We start from the raw sequence: 19,907 nt of genomic DNA, 5'->3' as shown, positions 1-19,907 counted from the left end.
CCTTGCGTTTTTGCAACAAAAGCCGATAGTATCAATGACGACGCTTACGAAAGCACACAATAATAATTAAATAATGCCACTTATGGAGTACGATTCATGGCCTTAGAATTGGTCCCGTTGACCTCAACCAAACACGCTAATCTCAAGTTGTTGCCGAACCCTGGATTTTCACACGTTAAAAAAGAACATATTGCACCTATTTTGGTACAAGAATTTGCGCGAGCGGCAACTGAATACCCCATTGTATTTGTAAAACGTGGCGACAGCGAAGCGTTGCAGCCTGTAGTTATTTTAGGGCTTAAGCCAGGGGAAAACCTGTATTGTGGCGACGGAATTTGGGAAGGGCTCTACATTCCAGCCTCCATCACTCATCACCCTTTGGCTTTGGTGCCATCAAGTCAAAATCCGGATGAAATGTTAGTGGCCATTCTAGAAGGCAGCACCTTAACCTCAGAAGAGGAAGGCGAAGCCTTATTTGAAGATGGCAAGGCTACTGAGTTCTTAGAAAAACGTAAAACAGCAATGCAAAGTCAGTTTGAAATGGCCAATATCACGGCGGCATTTACCAAAACCTTGCAAGATCTGGACTTGTTTGACCAACGGTCGTTAAATCTAGAATTAAACGGTGAGAAGATCACCATTAACGGCCTATACATGATTGATGAGCAAAAGCTAATGGCTCTGCCGGCGAAAAAAGCAGAAGACCTAAATAAACGCGGCATGCTTGCTGCGGCCTACGCTCACCTGTCCTCATTGCATCAAGTTCATCGCATGGCTAAACGTCGTGCTGATATTGAAGCCAAAAAAACCGAAGCTGCAAGCGCATAGCTTCGGTTCATCTTTCGGGTTAGTTTATCGCCGTTAAAAGCGGTAAGCTAAACCCACGGCGCCCGCCAAAACGTCACTTTTATAAAATTCGATATTAGAATCGGTTTGCGACCAAGCGGCAATCACGCTTATGCTGGCTTTTTCCCAGCCAAATGGCTTGCTGTATAGGTAAAGAGCAAACAGGCCAAGCTTTTCGTCCTCTTGTCGCTTATTCTCAAAGATTGGGTTGTCGCCGTTATACTCGCGGCTTGAATAGCTGACGTTGGTGGTTATTCGATGCTTGTTCTTGGAGTAGGTTAACGCTAAACGGCCACCCCACTCATCATAAGCCATGGCTTCGCCTTTGTTATCTGCCAAGGTATAGATCACGCTGGGTTGGAAAAACAAGCCTTTTGCCAATGGTAAGAAACCTTCCACTTCGACGCGATGAAAATCGCCGTCTCTATTGAGCATGTCACGCTGCTGTTCCGTTAAAGGAAGGGCGCTACCGCTTTGCTCAAGCTTCACTTCATTGTTGGCGTAGCCGTATTTGACACTAACTGGCGAGCCCCAAATATAGTCGAGCGCTATCCGTCCGCCCCAATTCTTTTGTTCGGTTTCTGTTCTCGGTTTTCCAACCAAGTAGGGATCGGACCAGGTTTTTCCAAAAAAGGGCAGATCAGGAAACAAGGCCACTGTGGCGCGCGTGCCTGTGGCAAAGTCATGCGTCACACCGGCTTCTAGCTGGAATTCTCCACGGGAAACATTATCTAAGCTGTTACCAAGAAACCACTGGGTCTTCATATCCTCTTGGGTGTACGCAGCGCGCAACAAGGGGAAGCCAATAAACTTGGTGACTTGCTGACCTGAATTCTCCAGATCTTCGGTAATGGCATTGTCGTCTTCTGGATTAAATTGCGATTGAGACTGACCAACCCCCGCATTTACGTTGACGGTGAATTGCCAACCCGGCTCCTGCGCTAGCGGGCGAAAGGATGCCTGAGCCGAGGTGCAGACGAAGAATAAACTGGTTAACGCTGCGGTAGTCTTTAATGTGGACATGGTACTTCCTTGAGCCTGAGTAGATTAATGAATAGTACTAGCTACGCCAGTTAAATTTAACTTTTTCTTGTCCCCTTTACGACAAAATTGCAACAAATGATCAGTTTTAATTTAAGCACACACAAGAACTGAATGATTACTGTACAAATTTATTAATGACAACGCTGTCATTTGTGGTAGGTTTAGGTTAGACTGAGCTTTAATTGTTAACGAATAGTAAACATTTTTGTGAGAGTACTTGAGGGAAAGGATGACTGATTTGCGATTACTTCCAGCTAAGCTGTTTGTGGGCATTGATGGCGGCGGCAGTAAGTGCTGTGCCACTTTATACCACAGTGAACAGGGACTGCTATCGACCGCAATCGCGGGGCCTGCTAACCCTTTGCATGGTTTTCAACGCACCTTAAACTCCATTCAAGAATCTTGTCAGTTAGCGCTGACTAAAGCAGGGTTAACCGATACCTCGCTAGATGAGCTCGTGGTCGGGGCCGGACTTGCCGGTGTAAACTTGCCAAGCATGGAACAAAAAATGCGACAGTGGCAGCACCCGTTTGCTCAGTTTCACCTAACCACTGATCTGCACATTGCCTGTTTAGGGGCCCATGGTAATCACGATGGCGCTATTGTTATTTGTGGCACGGGCTCCTGTGGGTTTGCGATTCATCAGCAACAATCAACTCGACTCGGTGGTCATGGTTTTCCATACGGTGATAAAGCCAGCGGTGCCTGGTTAGGTATGGAGGCCTTTAAAGCCGTGTTACTGCATAAAGACGACGCCGGACCTTATTCCAGCTTGACTGAAAAATTGTTACAACACTTTGACGTGACTCATGATATGGCGTTAGTGGAGTGTTTAGCTAAGCAGCCGTCTTCTGAGTATGCCAAGCTGGCGCGATTTGTTTTTGAAGCGGCCAGTACCAACGACGAGGTAGCGCTCGCTCTCATTAAAGAAGGGGCTGACTACCTTAGCCAGCTCATCATAAAGCTTCATCATATAAATGGCTTAAATTTGCCAGTGGCGGTCATTGGTGGGTTAGCCGACAGCTATTATGAGTGGCTGGACCCCAGTGCAAAAGCTTGCTTAGTAGAGGCACGCCATTCCCCAGAAATGGGCGCACTGCAATTTGCTCAATCGCAACAATCTTAACTTGTCCGAATCGGGAGATCACATGTCCACCATTATGCGCAAAGAGGCGTTATCGACACCTGAAAGGCTTAACATTCAGCTGACTGAGAACGAGCCTTTAATGACTGAATTAGGTGACAAAATTCGCCAATATAATCCTCACAGTGTCATGATTATTGGACGAGGCTCTTCGGATCATGCCGGCGTTTTTGGTAAGTACTTAATCGAAATTGAAGCGGGTGTTCCCACGTTCGCCGCAGCACCGTCAGTGGCCAGCGTCTATGGCAAAACACTCAAACTTGCCGGTACTCTAGTGATTGTTATCAGTCAATCCGGACGCAGTCCCGACATTATTGCTCAAGCGGCCATGGCAAAAGAGGCCGGAGCCTTGTGTATTGCGCTGGTGAACGATGAACAAGCACCCATTCGAGAAGTGGTGGACTGCTTTGTGCCATTGCATGCTGGCGAAGAGAAAGCGGTAGCGGCCACTAAAAGCTATTTAGCGACGCTATCGGCGTTGGCGCAATTAGTGGGTTGTTGGACCAACAACAGCGAGCTATTGGACGGCTTAAAACAGTTACCAGCAGCGCTTCAAACCGCGATTGATGGACCCGCTCAGCTAAAGGCTCAAGCGTTAGAGAACGTAGGAAATCTGGTGGTGCTTGGTCGTGGGCTTGGCTATGGCATCACCAAGGAGATAGCTTTAAAGCTTAAAGAAGTGTGCGGTATTCACGCGGAATCCTTTAGCAGTGCTGAATTTTTGCATGGACCAGTCACTTTGCTTGAGCAAGGATTATTATTGTTAGACGTTTCGGTGCGCGATGAGTCCCTGGCCTCTCACCAATCTCAAATAGAAGAGATGAGGAGTCGAGGCGGTCAATTAGTCCATATGCACCAAGGAGAGGCTTTAGTTCACCCTCGGCTTGCTCCCTTGTTGGTGCTACAACGATTTTACCTAGACGTGGAACAAGTGGCTTTAGCGCGAGGACTGAATCCGGATGCGCCTAAAGGACTCAATAAGGTAACAAGGACGCTTTAATATGCGATGCATTCAGGCCGAGCGGCTATTTGATGGTATTCAGTGGCGAGAGAACGCCACCATTTGTATCGATGATAATTCCATTGTTGGCTTTGAAGCCATTGCCGGGGTCGACGTGGAGCGAGTGGCGGGGACCATTGTTCCAGGCTTTGTGGACGTTCAAGTTAACGGCGGAGGCGGTGTGTTGTTTAATGACCAGCCTAATGTCGCAGGTATAGCTCAAATTGCTCAGGCACACCGACGCTTTGGTACCACGGCAATGACGCCAACCATAATCAGTGATCGCATTGAAGTTATTGAAGCTGCAGCAGATGCAATGGCACTAGCAATCGAAGCAAAAACCCCCGGCGTAGTAGGCGTTCATTTTGAAGGGCCGCACTTGAGTGTGTCTAAAAAAGGGGTTCATAGCGCAGAGCTGATTCGTCCTTTGGGAGCCAGAGAGATGGCGCAATATTGTCGCCAGGACTTAGGGCAAGTGATTGTGACCCTGGCACCGGAAAACGTAACACTGGAGCAAATTCAAGCCTTAACCAGCGCCGGTGTTCGCGTTTGTCTTGGTCACAGTAATGCCACCTTTGATGATGCAATGACGGCGATAGCTGCCGGTGCTTGCGGTGCAACCCATCTATTCAATGCCATGTCGCCATTACAGTCTCGAGAACCCGGCCTAGTCGGTGCGGCGTTATACAGCGATGAGGTCACGGCGGGAGTCATTGTTGATGGCCATCATGTTGATTATCGTACTCTTGAGTTAGCGTTAAAAATTAAAGGCAGTGACCGGCTAATGCTCGTCACCGATGCTATGTCGGTTGTGGGGTCGAACCAGCAAGACTTTATCTTACAAGGTCGTAAAATTCTGCGCAGCGGCGATAGGCTTAATGCTGAATCCGGAGAGTTGGCCGGCTGTGTATTAGACATGGCAACAGCGGTTCACAATGCGGTTAAGCACATGGGATGCACCGAATCTCAAGCGCTGCAAATGGCTTCAAAAGTGCCCGCTCAGTTTCTTGGCCTGCACCATAAAGGGCACTTGAGCGTCGGTTATGATGCGGATATGCTTCTGATAGATAATAACTTTTCAGTACTGCGTAGCTGGATAGGTGGACAAGAACAGATTCATGGCGACAGATAATCCTAAGAAACGGTTGGCATCGTTAGACGCGCTTCGAGGTTTCGACATGATTTGGATCATGGGTGCTGAAGCCTTGTTTCTGCCGCTGTTTGTGCTGACTGGATTCACCGTGTTTGATATTGCCAATACCCACATGCATCATGCCCAATGGCATGGCTTTAGAGCTTACGACTTAATATTTCCTCTGTTTATTTTCATTTCGGGCGTAACCTTAGGGTTAAGCGCTAAGTCGATTAACGACTTACCTTGGGTCGCGCGGGTACCTATTTATCGTAAGGCCGTAGTGCGGTTGATGTTGCTATTGGCGCTAGGGGTTTTGTACAACCACGGTTGGGGAACTGGCTTACCCACCCGTCTTGAAGAGGTACGTTTTGCCAGCGTGCTAGGGCGTATTGGGTTAGCTTGGTTTGTTGCTGCTATGGTGGTCTGGCATTGTCCTGTGCGATGGCAATGGCGCTTACCTTGGTTGCTGCTTATTGGTTACAGCGTTTGGCAGAGCGTGATTCCGGTTCCCGGTTACAGCGCTGGCTTGTTCAGTGAAACCGGCAGTTGGAATACCTGGTTTGATCAACATTTTTTAATAGGCATCACCTACCAAAATAAGCCGCTGGACCCAGAGGGCATTTTTTCAACCCTAGGGGCCATTATTAATGCGCTCGCAGGCGTGTGTTTGGGGCGTTGGATTCAATCGAACAACAACACCATAGTTCGTCAGGCGGGTGTGTTGTTGATTGTCGGCGCTGCGCTGATTGCGCTTGCGTGGCTAGCCTCAGTCATTATTCCCATCAACAAAACGTTGTGGACTGGTAGCTTTAGCCTAATGACTATTGGCTGGAGTGTCATCTTGTTTGCTGTGTTTTATGCCATTGTGGACGGCTGGCAGGTGACCGCTTGGGCAAAACCGTTTTTCTATATTGGTACCAATGCCATCTTAATTTATTTGCTCACAGCTTGGATGGATTGGGGGTATCTAGCCAACAGTTTTATTGGTCATTGGATTGCCTCGTGGCCAGATGCGCAACAGCAGCTGGCCAGCGTGAGTGCCGTGCTGCTGTTGCAAATCTTGTTCTTGCGGTGGCTATATTTACACCGAGTTTTCGTTAAAGTCTGATTCGCTATTGACCAAAAATTTCGTTGAGTTTGGCGCCGAGTCGATAGCCTGCTTGCTGCAAGCGTTTCTCCATATCGGGGCGATTCCAATAACCGTATTTGTATCCCAAATCGTCTTCGCCTTTGCGATTCTGTTCAAGCTTATAGACTTTCTCGCGCATATTTTTAGACTCGTTGGCCCAATCTTCGTAGCTGTTTTTCGCCCATTGCTGTTGCACATCTTTAGGTACTATTGACAAAAAGTCGACATATTCCGTGTAGCTAAGGCCGTAGGCATCGATCATTTGTGAATCCCAAACTCGGTGCAAATTGCTGTCTACACCGAACCATTTTACTTTGACGTTATTACCGCCTCTGTCGTGACGGTTACCCACGTGCAGGGGTTGATGGATATCGCCAACAAAGTGAATGTAAAAAGACAGTGCCTGCCATTTTTGTTGTTGAGATAATTTCGGATCACGCAACTTCTTTTCAAAGCGATAAAGCGCTTCTAACACATCGCCTTTATCACTGCGGTTATGAAAATCATACACAGATTCGTCGTCGTTAATAGACACATAATGCCATGGAAATGTTTGCGGATACTTGGTGTCTGAGCGAATCTCGTCAGGCCAGGTCGACAATATGGCTAGCTTTTGTTCGCCTACAATTTCAGCGATGGCGGCCCTAGCTTTGTCGTTCAATTGGTTTTCTCCAATTTCCGCAACAATGCGATGACCGGTTTGTCCCCAAGCCAACACACCGCTACTAAATGCAGAAATGGTCAATGCCAGGGTTGCTAATGTTATTTTTTTCATATCGACCTCTATGACGGTAAATTGTATTTATATTGTTAGGTTTTGGTTGAGAAATTGTATTTTAAACCTAGCTTTTTGCCATTTTTTTATTGGGCTACAAAAAGTGTGATTTGCTCAAGTGGTAATCGAATCGACAATGTTTTACAACTGTTATTTGTGTTGTTTAAAGGGTTTTGTTGATTAATGGTGAATTAAATCAAAGGGATAGAGCTGTTTTGGCTGGGGTAAAAAAAATTAAGTTAAGATAACACTATAACAAATATATAACAGTTATGGCTAATGTACTTCTTCTGTTTCTAGAGGCGGATCAAACTATTGATTCTTGTCATTGTTTTGTAACACTTCCTCTGCTAAATTCTACGCGCCGTAACTTAGGGTTTAGGTTTGATTAACAAAATCACGCCTTGGTTACAAAAGTGCAACTATTATTCCAATAAATAAGAGTCTTTTCACTGTTAGGGTAGAGAATTATGACTAAGGGAAATAAACGCCTGAGCCAACTCGCGTTAGCGACTTGTCTTGCACTGGGTGTATCACTTCCATCGTTCGCGAGCGAAACCGCTTCGACCATTCGTGGTCAAATTGTTAGTTCATCTGGCGCCGCAGTTACCGACGCAAAAATTACCATCATCCACGGTCCAACCGGTACCGTCACTGAAATCCCAGTTAACGAGCAAGGTGCGTTTAACGCGCGTGGTTTGCGCGTAGGTGGACCATACACCATTGTCATTGACTCTGATGAATATCAAGATGACATGGCTGAAAACGTTTACCTAAACTTAGGTGAAGTGTTGCGTTTCAACCGTACGCTAGAGCCAGCAAGTGCCAACATTGAACGAATTGCTGTTGTTGGTAGCGCCATGACTTTGCAAGGTGCTGGCAGTAATAGTGAATTCGGTGCACAAGATATCGCCAATGCACCGGGCATCAGCCGTGACCTTAAAGACGTTATTCGCCAAAACCCATTTGCGGTTGTTGGTGAAGACGGTGTTTCCCTTTCTGTCGCTGGTTTAAACCCACGTTTCAATACCTTCGTTGTTGACGGTGTTCAACAAAACGATGATTTCGGTTTGAACTCTAACGGTTACCCAACTCAACGCTCCCCGATTTCTATTGAAGCGGTTGAAAGTGTTGCACTGAACGTCTCACCTTTCTCTGCGGCCTACGGCGGTTTCTCTGGCGCTCAGATCAACGCCGTTACTAAGTCCGGTACTAACGAAGTTAAAGGCTCGGTATTCTACGAGTACACCGGTGACTCGCTAGCAGGTAAAGGTACTAACCAAGATACTGGCGCTCAAATCTCTCAAGACTTTGAAGAAACAACCTGGGGTGGTTCTATTGGCCTTCCTATCATCAAAGATAAGTTGTTTTTCTTTGGTTCTTACGAAAACTTTGACTCGCCACAAAGTGTTCAGTGGGGCCCTGCTGGAGCAGGCGCACCAAATGATACTAAAATTACCCAAGATCAAATCGATGAATTTAATCGCATCGCTAAAGACGTATACGGTTTGAATAACTTAGGTTCTTGGAACGATAAGCCAGTTGAAAAAGATGAAAAAATCTTGGCTAAAATTGACTGGAACGTGACTGATGATCATCGTGCCTCGTTAACCTACCAAAAAACCGACGGTAACATTACTCAAGGTGTAACCGAAGACGATTACCGAATCAATTTATCGACCTACTGGCGTAACAAAGCCGAGACACTAGAGTCGTACGCATTTAACTTGTACTCAGATTGGAGTTCAAACTTCAATACTGAATTGAAAGTGGCTTACAAAGATAACACCACACGTCGTGACCCGGTAACGGCGAACAATCTTGGCTCTATCCAAATTTCTTTGCCGGATCGTAACAGCATCTACGCAGGTACCGAAGAAAACAGCCACGCCAACGAACTCGATAACCAAAATCTTGAAATTCGTGCGGTTGCCAACTACCTAATGGGTGACCATGAGTTAACCGCGGGTATTCAGCACAACAGCCTAGATGTATATAACCTCTATGCTCGTCATGCTAAGGGTACTTGGGAGTTCGCAAGCCTTGAAGATTTTGAAAAAGGCATCGTTCGTGACTTCGATTACGCCAACCATAAATCTGGCGACCCTTCTAAGTTGGGTGCCAAGTTCAACATGCAAACCACCGCGTTGTTCTTAGAAGATGCGTGGGCTGTAAACATGGACTTGGATTTAACCTTTGGTATTCGCTATGAGCGCATTACCATGGGTGATAGCCCTACTACCAACCAAAACTTCGTCGACCGTTATGGCTTCTCTAACGCAGAAACCTTAGACGGACAAGATTTAATCCTTCCTCGTATTGGCTTTAAATACTTCATCAACGATGAGTGGTCATTGCGCGGCGGTATTGGTCGCTTCTCTGGCGGTACACCAAATGTTTGGGTATCAAACAGTTTCTCTAACGACGGCTCTACCTTGCTAACGCACCAAGGCGGATGGGATCCAGCTTGGGGCATGCCTGATTTTTCCATGCCTCCACAAGAAGCAACCGACGGCTTAGTTGGCGGTGACGGAGATGTGAATGCGATTGATCCAAACTTTAAAGTGTCTTCTGATTGGCGCGCAAGCATCGGCTTCGACGCAGAGTTAGACTTTGGTTTCCTAGGTGATATGTGGGCATTCTCTGGTGAGTACCTGCACATTGAACGTGAAAATGATTTACGTTGGATAGACCTGTCTCGCCGCGAAGTGGGCGTTGATGGCACCGGTCGTGTGGTATACGAAACATGGGATCCATTAGCGAATAACGGTCAAGGTGGTAACACTAACCGTTCAGACTTGCTATTGACCAATGCTGAAGAAGATGGCCGCAGCCAAAACATCAGCTTGTCATTGGCGAAAAACTGGGACAACGGCTTCCGTTTCCGCGGTGTATACGCTTGGAACAAGATCAGCGAAGGTAACCAAGGCTCTTCTTCTACCGCTCGCTCTAACTACCAATACTCTCTAGTACAGTATGACCGTAACGGTACCTCTATGGGCCCAGGTTACTACGAAACGCCACACCGCTTTACCCTAACCGGTGGCTACGATACTGAGATGTTTGACGGTTACAAGACTGGCTTTAACTTGTTCTACGATGTGCGCCAAGGGCGTCCATTGTCTTGGGTAATGGGCTCGTTCCGTGACCAAGGTTTGGGTGACCAAAGCGGTTATGCCAACTCTAATTCATACCTACCGTACATCCCGACTGATGAAAACGATCCAAACGTTGCCTTCGGTGGTGGTTTAACTTATGAAGACTTCATGAAAGCGGTAAATGAATTAGGCCTAGGTAAATACGCCGGTCAAATCATTCCAAAAGGCACCTCAAACCAGCCTTGGATTCACCAGTTGGACTTCCGCTTCACTCAAGAAGTACCAGGATTCACTGCTGAGCACAAAGGTGTTGTTTACTTCGACGTTAAGAACGTTCTTAACCTAGTAAACGATAACTGGGGTAAAGTTCGTTATCAGTCATTCAACAGCCGCGTATTGGTTGACCATGACTATGATCCAAACACTGGTGTGTACACCTACTCAGTTCCGTTTGGTCAAGACAGCCTTGAAACCCAAACTTGGAATACTTACGACATCAACAAGTCTGCTTGGCAGCTTAAAGTTGGCGTACGCTACGTATTCTAAATTGACCTAGTGTCCATAAAACGCTCAAGCTTTGCTTGAGCGTTTTTTTTGTATTTAAGAAATTTTATGCATAAAAAACCCAGGATCGACCTGGGTTTAAGCGGCTATCATGACTGACCCGTTGGTTTAGGCAAGAGATGTCCAGACAGCAAGCCCAACAATGGCGGCAAAAATAACGATTAGTTCTGAATATTTGCTTAGAAAAGTCATAAATGCTCCTTGGTCGCTAGTATTTCCAAGGTGGTGATATTTTGTCCACCCCTTAACAACCATACTAAAAGCAATTTCATGACTAAATATTGATTTAGATCGTATTTTTATGCGCTTTTTTAGGCTTTTCTAAATAAGTGATGTGGGTAAGCTCTAGTGACAGGCGACTTGGCAATTGATGATATTGTTAAAGGCCGTTTTAATGTGAACAGCAAGATTGTCACACTTTTGATTCAGCAATTGTTCGTTTTGATAATTACCCAGAGCCCGCCACGCTTGCTCGGCTCTCAGTTTACCTTTGGGACCTATGAGCAAACCCTCGAACTGACTTTGCAAATACTGACGAATCAGCGCAGGAGAAGCATTTATATGAACATTCTCCGCCAACTTTATAACGTTGGCATTGGATCGCTTCAAGCGAGTCATCACCACATCTACGGCTATTTCGCGCTGCTTACACAGTGTTTCTTCAAGAAACTCACAAAACTCAGCATCATCTGACAAACTCGTTTCATGGGGCTCGTCTACTGTGCCGTTGAAGATAAAATCTAAGTCGAGTTTGCGCATAACGAGCCCATGAGTGAATGAATGTTGCGCGCACTATGCCGATTCGACAGCGGAAATTCAATGCGGTCAGTGCCCAAAACAGCAATATGAAACACAGTTGTTCGTGAGTGAACAAGATAGGACGGCAATAACCCATTTACATTTGTTTACGTCTCTAATGGAAAAGTCTATTGAGGCAGAGACCTTGCCTTTGTTAACCTGAAGCTAACATTTAATAATAATATCTTGCCATTACAGTAGGGAAGCTATATGAAACGCCTGTTGCTATCCACCGTTGCGGTTGGAATTTGTGCGGCCGTGCTAGGCTGTCAGCCCAAAGTCAATCAAGCTGAAAAAGTACAAATTAATCCAAACCCATATCCAAGCACTTATCAAGCTTTGCCACAACAGAGAATCTTATTTAAGAATGCCACCATTCTCGATGGCTTAGGTAATCGCTTAGATAACGCCAATTTGCTCATTTCGGATGGAAAAATTCTCGCTATAGGCACTGAGTTTGAGGCTCAAGATGCCATTGAAGTTGACGCAAAAGGGCAGTGGATTACGCCAGGGATTATTGATGTACACAGTCATTTAGGTGTTTATCCGTCGCCGAGTGTAAAAGTACACGCTGATGGTAATGAAATGAGTCATCCGATTACAGCTGAGGTTTGGGCCGAGCACAGTGTATGGCCTGTAGATCCAGGATTTAATACCGCTCGGGCGGGTGGGGTAACCACTCTGCAAATTCTACCCGGCTCGGCCAATCTGATTGGCGGGCGCGGTGTTACTTTAAAAAATGTACCCTCGACTACCATGCAAGGTATGAAGTTTCCAGATGCGCCTTACGGTCTAAAAATGGCCTGTGGAGAAAACCCAAAACGACTGTACGGCTCTCGTAAACAAGCACCACAAACTCGTATGGGCAATATGGCGGGCTATCGTGAGGCATGGAGCTTAGCGGTTGAATACAAGCGGGACTGGGATAAGTACGAAGCGGACTACTCTGCAGGGCTCAATCCGACTGCACCGCAACGTAATATTCAGCTGGATACTCTAAAAGGGGCTTTGGAAGGGGATATTTTAATCCATAACCATTGTTACAAAGCTGAAGAGATGGCAATGATGATTGATTTAGGCAAAGAGTTTGGTTACCACTCCGGTACCTTCCATCATGCTGTTGAAGCATACAAAATTGCCGACTTGTTAGCTGAAAATCGAAACTGTGCAGCCATGTGGCCAGACTGGTGGGGCTTTAAAATGGAAGCGCTTGATGGCATCGATGAAAACGTTGCCATTGTCGATGCGGTTAAAAACTCCTGTGCCATTGTTCATTCCGACTCTGGTGACACCATTCAACGCCTTAACCAAGAAGCGGCAAAGATCATGGCCAATGGCAATCGCAATGGCTTCAACATTTCACCGGAACACGCCATTAAATGGATTACCAGTAATGCTGCCATTTCGCTAGGAATTAGTAAGCAAACCGGCTCTCTGGAAGTGAATAAAGCCGCCGACGTGGTGCTTTGGAATCAAAACCCCTTCAGCGTCTATGCCCAAGCGCAACAAGTGTTTGTTGACGGGGCAAAAGTATACGACCGCAACGATAACGCCTACCAAGCCAACAGCGACTTTTTACTAGGACGAGAATAGGGACATATCATGAAAGCAATGACTATAAATTCAGTGGCCCTAGCTCTGTCTTTAATGAGCTCAACGGTGTTAGCCAAGACCTTTGCGATTACTGAGGTAACTATCGCCGCAAATGGTCAGCAACCGGCTATGGAAAACGCCACGGTTGTGGTTACCGATGGCATGATTAGCGCCATCAATCCTGCACAGCTTAAGGTTGATGAGCGGGTGAGTGGTAAAGGCATGATTTTAACGCCGGGTCTGATTGCGCCGCTTAATGCGCTGGGGCTGTCAGAGGTGGGCATGGTGCCAGAGACACGCGATGATAGGCAGAAGGAAACGGGCATTGGTTTCGCACCGTATACCGCCTATAACCCTAAGTCAGCGTTACTCGGATATGCTCGTCAAGGGGGCATTACCACCAGTATTGTTCGACCTTCAGGGCACGACAGTGTATTTCAAGGACAGCTGTTTAGCGTTCAGTTGACTGGGCAATTTGATAATAGCGTCACTCATACGAATATTGGCGTGCTAGCGGCTATTGGCGCCATGGAAGACAGCTCTCGAGCCAGTGCCCTTAAGACCTTAACTTCGACCTTAGCCGATGGCGCAAGTGCTAATCTTGACGAAGCGGATGATGAGACTAAAGTGGCTTATGAGTTGGTTAATGGACGTCTGCCTCTGCTGGTTGAAGTCAACCGAGCAGCGGACATCATTCAAGTACTTAAGCTGACTCAATCGCATCCAAAGCTTAACCTAGTGTTAGTCGGCGCAGTTGAAGCGGTGAAGGTTAAGCAGCAAATCGCTCAAGCCGAGGTGCCTGTGCTTATGGATCCGATGAGCAATCTGCCCACCAGTTTCGATACCTTGTCCGCCAGCCTCAACAACGCATCAAGGCTTATGCAAGCAGGGGTTGAAGTGGGTTACACCGGGGTTTCTGCGCACAACTTAAAACGCTTACGCTATCTAGCCGGTAATTCAGTGGCCAATGGGGTAGAGCACGCTCAGGCGTTAAAAGCCGTAACGGCAACGCCGGCGCAGATATTTGGTATTAATGCCGGCGAAATAGCTGTGGGGAAGCGAGCGGATTTAGCCCTTTGGAGTGCCGACCCCTTTGATTATAGCAGTGGCTTAAACGGTCTTTGGATTAATGGCGATAAGGTGTCTCTAGAAAGCCGACAAGACCAACTGCGCAAGCGTTATCAGCACAAAAAAAACATGCCTGCAGCTTATTCAAAATAAGCTTATGAAATAACGCTAAATAAGACATTAAAACACCCCAAAATCGATTCGGTTTTGGGGTGTTTTATTGTTATATTGGGCGTCATGCATCTAATAAAAAGGATTCTATGCGTGCGTAACTGGTTAGTAGTATTGCTGCTTATGAGCAGTTTGTTTTCCTCGTTAGCGTTTTGCGAGACGAATACGCAACTTGCGTTAACTCCAGAAGAGCGAGTATGGCTTGCAGAGAATCCACAAGTCACTATTGGCGCGCATGCCAACTGGGCGCCCATCGATTTTCAAGATTCATTAGGAATTCAGCGCGGGATTGCCGCCGGTTATCTGGACCTGATTGAAGACGCTACCGGCATTGAATTCAATGTTGTCACCCATCCCTTATTTGAAGAAACCTACAACGCGGCTAAGGTCGGCGACATCGATATGCTCATGAGCCTCAGCTGGTCCGCGGCTCACGAACAGGAATTCTTTCTAAGCGAACCTTATTTTATTGGGCCTTACGCCATTGTTACCTTGCGCAATGCCATGCCAGTGCGCTCACAAGCAGAGTTAGTCAGCAAGCGATTACTGCTAGCTGCCAACGAAGTAATTAACGGTGTAGCGGCCAGCAACTATGTGGCTGATAATGTCACGGTAAAACCCAATACCGCCAAAGCGCTGCGTTCATTATCACGAGAAGAAGCGGACGTCTATTTAGGCTCACAAGTGGTTACCTTGTGGGAAGCGGATCGATTGCGCCTTATTAACCTGCGCATTACTTCGGATCCGTTAATGGAAATGGAGCGGGTCCATTTCGCCGTGTCAAAGGATAACCCCATTCTGGCCAGTATAATCAATAAGGCCTTTGCCAGTATTAACCAAGCGCAACGAAGCCGCATTGAGCAAACCTGGACTAATGCCGCTCGAGGCGACTTGCAAATCGCCGACGGTGGCATTGATAACGTGACTCTCAATGACGAGGAGCAGGCCCTTATCGACAGCTATGGTAATTTAAAGCTGGGGGTTGATCCTACGTGGTATCCGTTTGAGTTCTTCGATGAAGACGGCACCTATCGCGGTATTGTTGCGGATTATGTACACATCATTGAAAAGCGACTTCAAAAAGACTTTGTTCCTGCCATCGATTTGCCTTGGTCGGAAGTTGAAAATGCACTGACAACCGGTGAGATTGACGTCATTGCCGGTTTGACACCTACCCCTGAACGAAAAAAGAAGTTTCTGTTTACACGCAGTTATATCTCCATTCCGATAGCGGTATTCACTCGCATTGATGCTCCTGATATGGCCTCGCTTGCGCAATATAAAATGCGCAACATCGCCGTCTTGACGGGGTATATGCAGGATGAACTGATTCGAGAGGACCATCCCGAAATCGCGGTTAAGACCTACACCAATGTGGATGAAGCTCTATTGGCCTTGTCTCGAGGCGAGGTGGATGGTTTTATCGGTAACGTGCAGGTAGCCACGGAAACGGTAAATCGTCAGGCACTCATTAACCTGAAAATGAACTTTGAAACCCAATACGCCTACAATCTTGCGTTTGCGGTGAATAAGAATAATCCGGAATTGGTGACTATTTTGGACAATATGTTAGCGGGCATTTCGCAACAGGCTCGACGGGATATTGAACACAAATGGTTAGTCATTCGGCTTATTTCAGACTCTGATGAACGCAAGCCAGTGGTGCTTAACGATGAGGAAAGAGCCTGGATAAACAGTAATCCAGTGGTGACTTTTAGTGAAGAAGACTGGCCGCCGATAAGCATTTTTGAAGACGACAAGCTTAAAGGGATTGCCGGCAGCTATTTGGATTATATTAGCCAAAGTACCGGCTTGAATTTCGAATACATCAAATACGACGACTGGGGGCAGGTGCTCGATGCCTTCGCTCGTGATGAAGTCATGGCGTTGCCCACCAGTTCCTATGAGCTTGAACGTAACGACTCGGTATTCTCAGAGCCTTTGATGTCGGCCCAATTGGCGGTCGTTACCCGCCCCGATGTGAGTTATATCGACTCGCTGAATCGTTTGGATGATGAGGTGATTGCGGTTTCTGACGACTCGTCGGCGTTGGTGTTATTGCGCAGTAATTACCCGCATCTAAACTTTCTCGAAGTACCTAATGAGACGGAAGGCTTAAAAGCGGTCATTCAACACAAAGCCTATGTCTACATCGACTTGCTTCCCGTTGCAGCCTATACCTTGTCGGCTGGTGGATTTGAACAGCTTAAAATTTCTGGAACGCTGCCCGATACGATAAACATTGCGTTTCAAGTGAAGAATCAAAATGCAGTGCTGGTGAGTATTATCAATAAAGTACTCAATAGCATGACCGAATCGCAGCGAACTCGAATTTATCAAAGCTCGGTAAGCGTTAATGTCGATAAGAGTTTAAATTTATCCTTGTTTGCATGGATCGTGGGCCCCTTGGTGGTGTTGTTTATCGGTTTCGCCGTTTGGAACCGTCGTCAGGCTAAAGAAATTATTTTTAGGAAAGCTCAAGAAGAACGTTTTCAAGCTTTACTGGAGTCGGCACCAGACGCCATGGTGATTGTTAATACTCGGGGTAGCATAGAATTAGTGAACAGTCAGGCCGAACAACTGTTTGGCTACCCCAGACAGGAACTACTGGGGCAGCCGGTGGAATGCCTAATTCCTGAAACCATTCGTAATCGCCACATTGGCTTGAGAGATGGGTTCTTCAAAGATTCTTCGGTACGCCCTATGGGGCGTGGTGCCGATTTGTTTTGTCTGACTAAGCAGGGCGTTAAGATCCCGGTTGATATTAAGCTTGCTCCTATTGACTCGGGTAATGAGCGATTGGTTGCCGCATCGGTTAGAGATATTACCGAACGCAAAGCGGCTGAAGACGCCTTAGCAGCTAGTGAAAATCAAATGCGCAGTCAGCTAGAGAATGCCCCTGGCGGTGTATTGTTGGTGGGCAATGACGAGTCGTTAACTTATTTATACGCCAACAAAATGTGGTCTGAAATCACAGGTTATAAGCCGGATGAAATTGGCAATGCTTATCGATTTTTTGATGTAATGTTCCCCGATCCTGAATACCGTCAGTTTGTGCGAGAAAGTTGGCGTTTGGACGTTGAAGATGGCTTTGTAAACCGTGAGTCGATTTATCGAATTACCACCAAAACCGGCGCAAGCAAAGAATGTCAGTTCCGCATCTCAACGCTTCCTAATGGGCAAATCTTAGCGTTTCTGCAAGATGTCACTGGCCCTCGTGCCGAGATTAGGCGGTTTCAAAATGAATTGAAATTGGCTAAAGAGAAAGCGGAAGCGGCCACTCAGGCGAAAAGCGATTTCTTGGCCAATATGAGTCATGAAATTCGAACCCCAATTAATGCCGTTATTGGTATGTCACACCTTGCTTTGCAGACAGAGCTGAACGCGAAGCAGCGCAACTATATCGAGAAGTCTCACCGCTCTGCGGAAACTTTATTGGGGATCATTAATGACATATTAGACTTCTCCAAAATTGAAGCCGGTAAGCTTAGCATTGAGCAAGTACCGTTTCGATTAGAGGACGTGTTGGATAACTTAGCTAATTTAGTGGGCATGAAAGCGGAAGAAAAAGGCTTAGAACTCATGTTCGATATGCCAACCGACATCCCGACTTCGTTAATAGGCGATCCACTCAGACTTGGACAAATCCTTACCAACTTGGGCAATAATGCCGTTAAGTTTACCGAACGAGGCGAAGTGATCGTTAAAGCAAGTTTTACCGAGCTCGAAGATGACAGTAACGCCATTCAATTAAATTTCTCAGTCAGCGATACTGGCATTGGGATGACCAGCGAGCAAGTGCTGGGGCTCTTTAAACCGTTTCAGCAAGCGGATACCTCGACTACACGCTTCTACGGCGGTACCGGTCTTGGATTAAGCATTTCTAAAAACCTAACCACCTTAATGGGCGGTAAGATTTGGGTTGAGAGTCAAGTGGGCATTGGCTCTACTTTCCATTTCTCGGTTAAGTTAACCAAGCAGGAAGGTGAGCAACGCGAACGACGTCTAGGGCAAATATCGCCGGAGAAAGTTCGTGTGTTAGTGGTGGATGATAACGCCAGTGCTCGGGAGATCTTTTCTAACATGCTGACGTCATTAGGCTTCAGGGTCGATCAGGTGCGCAGTGGTGCCGATGCAATCGGTACCATTGCTAAAGCCGACGAACAGGACCCTTATCAATTGGTCATGATGGATTGGAAAATGCCTGGTATGGATGGTGTCGAAGCGAGTCGTTCGATATTGACTCAGCTGGATTTGGCTAACATTCCTACTTTGATCATGGTGACCGCTTATGGTCGAGAAGAAGCCATCGCCGCTGCCGAGCAAGTCGACATTAAAGGGTTTTTAGTAAAACCGGCGACCCCATCGGCATTGCTTGAGTCGATTATGCGAGCCCTAAATCTCGAAATTACTCGAGACAGTGGCGTCAGTGATCGCAAACAACTGCACGAAGACGACCTTGAGCAACTGAAAGGGGCCCACGTGTTGCTGGTTGAAGACAATGCCATCAACCAAGAGTTAGCCTTGGAGCTGCTGCACTTAAACGGCATGACAAGCGAGGTTGCCGGCAATGGTGAAGAAGCCTTGCAATGGCTCGAAAAAGCCGAATTTGATGGGGTCTTAATGGACTGTCAAATGCCGGTTATGGACGGTTACGAAGCAACCAAACGGATACGACAAAATCCAAAATGGGATGACTTACCCGTCATTGCCATGACGGCAAATGCCATGGCGGGTGACAGCGATAAAGTGCTGTCGGTTGGAATGAACGATTACATTCCTAAGCCCATTGATACTCGAGAAATGTTTAAAACCATGGCGCGCTGGATAAAGCGTCGAGAAACAAGCAGTGGCGAGGCTATAGCAAAGTCATCGGTAACCTCTAAAGAGGCAGACAACAGCAACGAAAGCTTAGATGTGTCGCCAACGGATTTATCAAATATTGAAGAGTTAAACAGCGAAGCTGGGCTTTCTACGTGCGGTGGCAGTGAGGCCTTGTATTTAAAACTTTTGGCTAAGTTTGCAAACGACTACCCCAATAATTTAAACGAAATCCAGCAAGCTATTGTGAATGCTGACCAAGAATTGGCGGTTAGGCTTGTGCATACCATAAGCGGTGTAGCGGGTAATTTAGGCGCCGAGCGACTGGCGCAACACAGTCGTGCCTTAGAGGCTGAGCTAAAGTCTGAGCCTATGCCATCATCACCACAGCATTGGCATTCATTTGGTGAATCGTTACAAGCACTGCATCACGCTCTGAAGCCACTACAGGTAGACAGCAGCGCCCGCGATACGCAAATCAATGCCTCGAAGAATAATGCCAATGAGGCACAGGTGTTCGGTATGCTGTTACAGCTAGAGGGCCTGCTAGAGGATTATGACAGCCAAAGTGTGGAGCTGATTCAGGCTATTATGGCCTTACCATTAGATGAGGCAGCGCATCAGTGCGCGCAAGCCATTGCTGAAGCCGTTCAAGAGTTTGATTTCGAACAAGCTCAGGAACAGCTTGAAAGCTGGCTAGCTCACTATAACGCTTGATGAA

At 46.8% G+C, this 19,907-nt stretch carries 12 protein-coding genes; 9 read left to right on the top strand and 3 right to left on the bottom strand.

Annotated elements, in window-relative coordinates:
• The first annotated feature begins 96 nt into the window (after nucleotides 1–96).
• The gene (locus tag CLC91_RS08290; RefSeq protein WP_095498462.1) at nucleotides 97–828 is read left to right on the top strand and encodes a SapC family protein; all 732 of its coding nucleotides are present in this window, start codon (nucleotides 97–99) and stop codon (nucleotides 826–828) included.
• A gap of 33 nt (nucleotides 829–861) precedes the next feature.
• Here the strand turns inward: CLC91_RS08290 and CLC91_RS08285 are convergent, their stop codons facing one another.
• On the bottom strand, nucleotides 862–1,869 hold the full coding sequence (locus tag CLC91_RS08285) for a DUF2860 family protein (RefSeq protein ID WP_095498461.1): 1,008 nt from the start codon (nucleotides 1,867–1,869) through the stop codon (nucleotides 862–864).
• Nucleotides 1,870–2,119: 250 nt separating this feature from the next.
• Between CLC91_RS08285 and nagK the strand changes: the two genes are divergently transcribed.
• Genes nagK through nagX form a run of 4 tightly spaced genes read left to right on the top strand, consistent with a single transcriptional unit; the run spans nucleotide 2,120 to nucleotide 6,277 of the window.
• Nucleotides 2,120–3,016 (top strand): N-acetylglucosamine kinase, encoded by an 897-nt coding sequence (nagK, locus tag CLC91_RS08280; protein WP_095498460.1) that lies wholly within the window; start codon nucleotides 2,120–2,122, stop codon nucleotides 3,014–3,016.
• Nucleotides 3,017–3,038: 22 nt separating this feature from the next.
• Nucleotides 3,039–4,034 (top strand): glucosamine-6-phosphate deaminase NagB-II, encoded by a 996-nt coding sequence (gene nagB-II, locus CLC91_RS08275; protein WP_095498459.1) that lies wholly within the window; start codon nucleotides 3,039–3,041, stop codon nucleotides 4,032–4,034.
• A 1-nt stretch (nucleotide 4,035) separates the two neighbouring features.
• Nucleotides 4,036–5,166: an N-acetylglucosamine-6-phosphate deacetylase gene (gene nagA, locus CLC91_RS08270; protein ID WP_095498458.1), complete on the top strand. Its 1,131-nt coding sequence runs from the start codon at nucleotides 4,036–4,038 to the stop codon at nucleotides 5,164–5,166.
• On the top strand, nucleotides 5,153–6,277 hold the full coding sequence (gene nagX / locus CLC91_RS08265; RefSeq protein WP_095498457.1) for a transmembrane glucosamine N-acetyltransferase NagX: 1,125 nt from the start codon (nucleotides 5,153–5,155) through the stop codon (nucleotides 6,275–6,277). The genes nagA and nagX overlap by 14 nt, the downstream gene beginning before the upstream one ends.
• Nucleotides 6,278–6,281: 4 nt before the next feature.
• Here the strand turns inward: nagX and CLC91_RS08260 are convergent, their stop codons facing one another.
• Nucleotides 6,282–7,073 (bottom strand): S1/P1 nuclease, encoded by a 792-nt coding sequence (locus CLC91_RS08260; protein WP_095498456.1) that lies wholly within the window; start codon nucleotides 7,071–7,073, stop codon nucleotides 6,282–6,284.
• A 470-nt stretch (nucleotides 7,074–7,543) separates the two neighbouring features.
• Here CLC91_RS08260 and CLC91_RS08255 point away from each other — a divergent pair, with 470 nt between their 5' ends.
• Nucleotides 7,544–10,717: a TonB-dependent receptor gene (locus CLC91_RS08255; RefSeq protein WP_095498455.1), complete on the top strand. Its 3,174-nt coding sequence runs from the start codon at nucleotides 7,544–7,546 to the stop codon at nucleotides 10,715–10,717.
• Between the two features lie 363 nt (nucleotides 10,718–11,080).
• Here the strand turns inward: CLC91_RS08255 and CLC91_RS08250 are convergent, their stop codons facing one another.
• Nucleotides 11,081–11,494: a hypothetical protein gene (locus CLC91_RS08250; RefSeq protein ID WP_095498454.1), complete on the bottom strand. Its 414-nt coding sequence runs from the start codon at nucleotides 11,492–11,494 to the stop codon at nucleotides 11,081–11,083.
• Nucleotides 11,495–11,743: 249 nt separating this feature from the next.
• Between CLC91_RS08250 and CLC91_RS08245 the strand changes: the two genes are divergently transcribed.
• From CLC91_RS08245 to CLC91_RS08235, 3 genes are all read left to right on the top strand, one after another.
• Nucleotides 11,744–13,126, top strand: coding sequence for an amidohydrolase (locus tag CLC91_RS08245; RefSeq protein ID WP_095500244.1), 1,383 nt, complete (start codon nucleotides 11,744–11,746; stop codon nucleotides 13,124–13,126).
• 9 nt (nucleotides 13,127–13,135) lie between these two features.
• Nucleotides 13,136–14,347, top strand: coding sequence for an amidohydrolase family protein (locus CLC91_RS08240; RefSeq protein ID WP_095498452.1), 1,212 nt, complete (start codon nucleotides 13,136–13,138; stop codon nucleotides 14,345–14,347).
• Between the two features lie 111 nt (nucleotides 14,348–14,458).
• Entirely contained in the window at nucleotides 14,459–19,903 is a 5,445-nt protein-coding gene (locus CLC91_RS08235) for a transporter substrate-binding domain-containing protein (RefSeq protein ID WP_158220715.1), read from the top strand.
• Nucleotides 19,904–19,907 lie beyond the last annotated feature (4 nt).

The sequence above is a fragment of the Paraferrimonas haliotis genome, assembly GCF_002282895.1.
GTDB classification, from domain to species: domain Bacteria; phylum Pseudomonadota; class Gammaproteobacteria; order Enterobacterales; family Shewanellaceae; genus Paraferrimonas; species Paraferrimonas haliotis.
This window is presented reverse-complemented; position numbering and strand designations above follow the sequence as displayed.

Coding starts and splice junctions, on each gene's coding strand:
- CLC91_RS08285 (WP_095498461.1), bottom strand. CDS start 1,869: ATGTCCACATTAAAGACTACCGCAGCGTTAACCAGTTTATTCTTCGTC.
- nagK (WP_095498460.1), top strand. CDS start 2,120: ATGACTGATTTGCGATTACTTCCAGCTAAGCTGTTTGTGGGCATTGAT.
- CLC91_RS08245 (WP_095500244.1), top strand. CDS start 11,744: ATGAAACGCCTGTTGCTATCCACCGTTGCGGTTGGAATTTGTGCGGCC.
- nagX (WP_095498457.1), top strand. CDS start 5,153: ATGGCGACAGATAATCCTAAGAAACGGTTGGCATCGTTAGACGCGCTT.
- nagA (WP_095498458.1), top strand. CDS start 4,036: ATGCGATGCATTCAGGCCGAGCGGCTATTTGATGGTATTCAGTGGCGA.
- CLC91_RS08240 (WP_095498452.1), top strand. CDS start 13,136: ATGAAAGCAATGACTATAAATTCAGTGGCCCTAGCTCTGTCTTTAATG.
- CLC91_RS08255 (WP_095498455.1), top strand. CDS start 7,544: ATGACTAAGGGAAATAAACGCCTGAGCCAACTCGCGTTAGCGACTTGT.
- CLC91_RS08290 (WP_095498462.1), top strand. CDS start 97: ATGGCCTTAGAATTGGTCCCGTTGACCTCAACCAAACACGCTAATCTC.
- nagB-II (WP_095498459.1), top strand. CDS start 3,039: ATGTCCACCATTATGCGCAAAGAGGCGTTATCGACACCTGAAAGGCTT.
- CLC91_RS08250 (WP_095498454.1), bottom strand. CDS start 11,494: ATGCGCAAACTCGACTTAGATTTTATCTTCAACGGCACAGTAGACGAG.
- CLC91_RS08260 (WP_095498456.1), bottom strand. CDS start 7,073: ATGAAAAAAATAACATTAGCAACCCTGGCATTGACCATTTCTGCATTT.